Here is a 4,099-nt window from a genome sequence, read left to right as displayed (position 1 = left end):
GTAGGGGCGGCGGGGGCGATAAGAAGCTAAGCCGGCCGCAGCCACACCGTAGCCAGAGGTGGCAGCGTGAGGCGGATGCTGGCCGCGCGGCCGTGCCACGGCTGGGCGTCGGGCTTGACGGGGTCGGGGTTCGTGACGTCGGCCCCGCCGTAGCGGCCGACGTCCGTGTTCAGGACCTCGTGCCAGGCAGGCACATCATCCGGAACCCCGAGCCGGTACTCGTGCCGCACCACAGGCGAGAAGTTGGAGACGGACAACAACGGCGACCCGTCCGCAGCGTGCCGCAGGAACGCGAAGACGTTGTCCTCGACCGCGTCCCCCGCGATCCAGGCGAACCCGGAGGGATCGATGTCCCGCTCCCAGAGCGCGGGAGCATGCCGGTACACAGTGTTCAGGTCCCGGACGAGGTCCCGTACACCCTGGTGGTCGGCGGCGGCCCCGTACGACGGATCGAGGAGCCACCAGTCGGGTCCATGCGCCTCGGACCACTCGGCACCCTGCGCGAACTCCTGCCCCATGAAGAGGAGTTGCTTACCGGGGTGCGCCCACATGAAGCCGAGATACGCCCGCAGAGTGGCCCGCTGCTGCCACCAGTCGCCCGGCATCTTGGACACCAACGACCGCTTCCCGTGGACGACTTCGTCGTGGGAGATCGGCAGGACGTAGTTCTCGCTGTACGCGTACACCATCGAGAACGTCATCTCGTGGTGGTGGTACTTGCGATGGACCGGCTCGTGGGCGGCATAGCCGAGCGAGTCGTGCATCCAGCCCATGTTCCACTTCAGACCGAAGCCGAGCCCACCGAAACCGCCGGGCCCGATGTGGTGGGTAGCCCGCGTGACGCCGTCCCACGCCGTTGACTCCTCAGCGATCGTGACGACCCCGGGCTCGCGCCGGTACAGGGTCGCGTTCATCTCCTGGAGGAAGGCCACCGCGTCGAGGTTCTCCCGCCCGCCGTGGGCGTTCGGCGTCCACTGCCCGGGCTCGCGCGAGTAGTCCAGGTAGAGCATGGAAGCCACCGCGTCGACCCGCAGGCCGTCGATGTGGAACTCCTCGCACCAGTACACCGCGTTGGCGACGAGGAAGTTGCGCACCTCCCGGCGCCCGTAGTCGAACTCCAGGGTTCCCCAGTCGGGGTGCGCGGCCCGCAGCGGATCCTCGTGCTCGTACAGCGGCCGGCCGTCGAACTCGGCCAGCGCCCAGTCGTCCCGCGGGAAGTGCGCGGGCACCCAGTCCATGATCACGCCGATGCCGGCCCTGTGCAGCGCGTCGACCAGGTGCTTGAAGTCGTCCGGCGTACCGAGCCTGGCCGTGGGCGCGTAGAAGCCCGTGACCTGATAGCCCCACGAACCGCCGAAGGGGTGCTCCGCCACCGGCATCAGCTCCACATGCGTGAAGCCCAGGTCCGAGACGTAGACCGGTAGTTGCTCGGCCAGCTGACGGTAAGTCAATCCCGGTCGCCAGGACGCCAGATGGACCTCGTACACCGAGAAGGGCGCCTCATGGGCCGGCGGGTCGGAGGCCCGCCGCGCCATCCACTCCCCGTCCTGCCACTCGTGACGCGAGACGTGCACGATGGAGGAGGTGGCGGGGGGGATCTCCGTACGCCGTGCCATCGGGTCGGCCCGCATCGTCTTGGAACCGTCGGGCCGGGTGATCTCGAACTTGTAGAGCTCGCCCTCGCCGATCCCGGGAACGAACAGCTCCCACACCCCGGAGGAGCCGAGCGACCGCATCGGGAAGGCCGTGGCGTCCCAGAAGTTGAAGGACCCGGCCACCCGCACGCCACGGGCATTGGGCGCCCACACGGTGAAACGGGTGCCGCTCACCCCCTCGTGCACCATCGGTTCGGCACCGAGCGCCTTCCACAGCTGTTCGTGGCGCCCCTCGCCGAACAGATGCAGATCGAACTCGCCGATCGTGGGCAGGAAGCGATACGCGTCCTCGGTGTCCTGAACCGTCCCCTCGTACTCCACGAGCAACCGGTACGCGGGCACCTCCCGCAACGGCAGCACGGCGGAGAAGAACCCCTCGCCGTCGTCGTTCAGCTCGGCCCGCAGCTCCCCGGTGACGACCGTCACCGACAGCGCGTACGGCCGCAGCACCCGGAAGACCACACCGCCGGGCACGGGATGGGCACCGAGCACGGAGTGCGGCTCGTGATGCGCGCCCCCGAGCAGCCGCTCCCGGTCACCCCGGTCCAGCACGGCCAACGGCCGCACATCCGGCACGGCCGGCTCCGCATCGCGTACGGGTTCCGCATCCCGCACGGGCGGCTCCGCATCGCGTGCGGGATCGCGTACGGGCTCCGCGTCCTGCACGGCCGGCTCCACATCGCTTACCGGCTCCGCGGGATCCGCGACCGCGGGGTCGGTCTTCGCCTTCGCCTTGGCGGCGGGCTTGCCGTTGCCGGCCTTGTCCTTCGCGCTCTTCGGCTTCTTGGCGGGCGGGTTCGGGCGGGGCGTCACGGGTGGAGCCTCCTCGGCGGAGTCGACGGTGATGATGAGGGGGAGGGCAAGGACGTACGGGCGACTACGACGATCCGGAGAGGGCCAGGCGGCGGACCGCCTCCATCGGCACGGGCAGCCAGTCGGGCCGGTGCCGCGCCTCGTACACGACCTCGTAGATCGCCTTGTCGGTCTCGTACGCGCGCAGCAGCACCGGATCCGTACGCGGATCTCGTCCGCCCGCCTCCGCGTACCCGGAGCAGTAGGCCGCCCGGCAGGTGTCGGCCCAGCCGGGCACGACGGGTGCGTGCGAGTGCGCCGCGTAGTCGAAGGAGCGGAGCATCCCGGCCACGTCCCGCGCGGTCGGCTGCGGCATCCGCCGCTCGGCGAGCGGCTTGGACGGTTCGCCCTCGAAGTCGATCAGCGACCATTCACCGGACGGCGACCGCAGACACTGCCCGAGGTGCAGGTCACCGTGGATCCGCTGGGCCGTCCACGTCTCGCCCTCGCCCGCCAGATCGGCGAGCGCCTCGAAGGCGGTGTGCAGCCCGGGCGCGTACGGCCGCAGCGCGGGCACCGCCTGGGCGGCAGCCTCCAGCCGCTCGGTCATACCGTCCACGAGCAGTTGCATCTGCCCGCGCCCCATGGTCACCGTGGGCAGTGCCCGCGCCAGCGCCATGTGCACCTCGGCGGTGGCCCGCCCCAGCGCCCGCGCCTCACCGCTGAAGTCCTCGCCCTTGGCGAGCTCCCGCAGCGCGAGCTCCCAGCCGTCCGCCGCACCCTGGACGAAGGGCTGCAGCACACCCAGTACGTACGTCTCGTCGGCCAGGTCCGCGAGCAGCCACCCGGCGGGCGCCGGAACCCGGGGGCAGCCCTCGCGGGCCAGGACCAGCGGCAGCTCAAGGTCGGGGTTGTCCCCCGGCACGATCCGCCGCAACAGCTTCAGGATGAACGTATCTCCGTAGACGATCGAGGAGTTCGACTGCTCGGCCGTCACCAGCCGCGGCACCAGACCGTCCCGGATCTCCTGCCGCATGTCCCGCTCGAAGCGCAGGTCACCGATGCGCGCCCGCGACCGCAATGCCTCCAGGAGCACATCGGCGGGCCGTGCGTCGTACAGCGCCTCGTACACGGTCCGTCCGGCCAGCGGTCCCTCGGTCGGCCGGCCGATCAGCGCGGGCGCCAGCCGTGGCGGCAGCGTCTCGCGCACACCGATCAGGAGCTGGTAGCAGTCGGCCGGATGCGTGGCGGCACTCTGAGTCGGTACGAGCGGCTGATGCGCCCGCACGAGCAGATGCAGCAGCCCCAGCTTCGCGTCCAACGGCAGCACCTCTACCGCCGCCACCAGCGAGAACCCGGTGACGGGACGGCCCTTGCCCGCGAACCACCGCTGCCGTGGCAGCCACTCGCGAAGCAGCGGATCTAGGGACGCAAGGAGGCCTGGACTCGTCGAAGCGGAGTGCACGGAACGGGTGACGGCTTCCGACATGGCGTCGCGTCCTTTCCCCAGGACCCGGAAACCGGGTGAGTCGGGGTGTTACTGATGCGTGCCCAGGGCGGGGCGGGAGAAACCGCCCCGCCCCTGTTCTACTCCTACCTGCTTCTTCTCCCTGTTTCTAGGCCATGTCCTTGCGGAGTCGGAACCAGTAGAA

General features: G+C 70.3%; 2 protein-coding genes. Both read right to left on the bottom strand.

Going from position 1 to position 4,099, the window contains the following annotated elements:
- Nucleotides 1-26 precede the first annotated feature (26 nt).
- A complete protein-coding gene (gene glgB / locus AOK17_RS45990; RefSeq protein ID WP_425424697.1) occupies nt 27-2,270 on the bottom strand; it encodes a 1,4-alpha-glucan branching enzyme in 2,244 nt (747 codons plus the stop codon).
- A 262-nt stretch (nt 2,271-2,532) separates the two neighbouring features.
- On the bottom strand, nt 2,533-3,936 hold the full coding sequence (locus AOK17_RS45985) for a maltokinase N-terminal cap-like domain-containing protein (protein ID WP_055618606.1): 1,404 nt from the start codon (nt 3,934-3,936) through the stop codon (nt 2,533-2,535).
- Nucleotides 3,937-4,099 lie beyond the last annotated feature (163 nt).

Source organism: Streptomyces phaeochromogenes (assembly GCF_001418655.1).
Classification (GTDB): Bacteria; Actinomycetota; Actinomycetes; order Streptomycetales; family Streptomycetaceae; genus Streptomyces; species Streptomyces phaeochromogenes.
The sequence above is the reverse complement of the archived record's forward strand: the minus strand, read 5'-3'. Positions and strand labels throughout refer to the sequence as shown.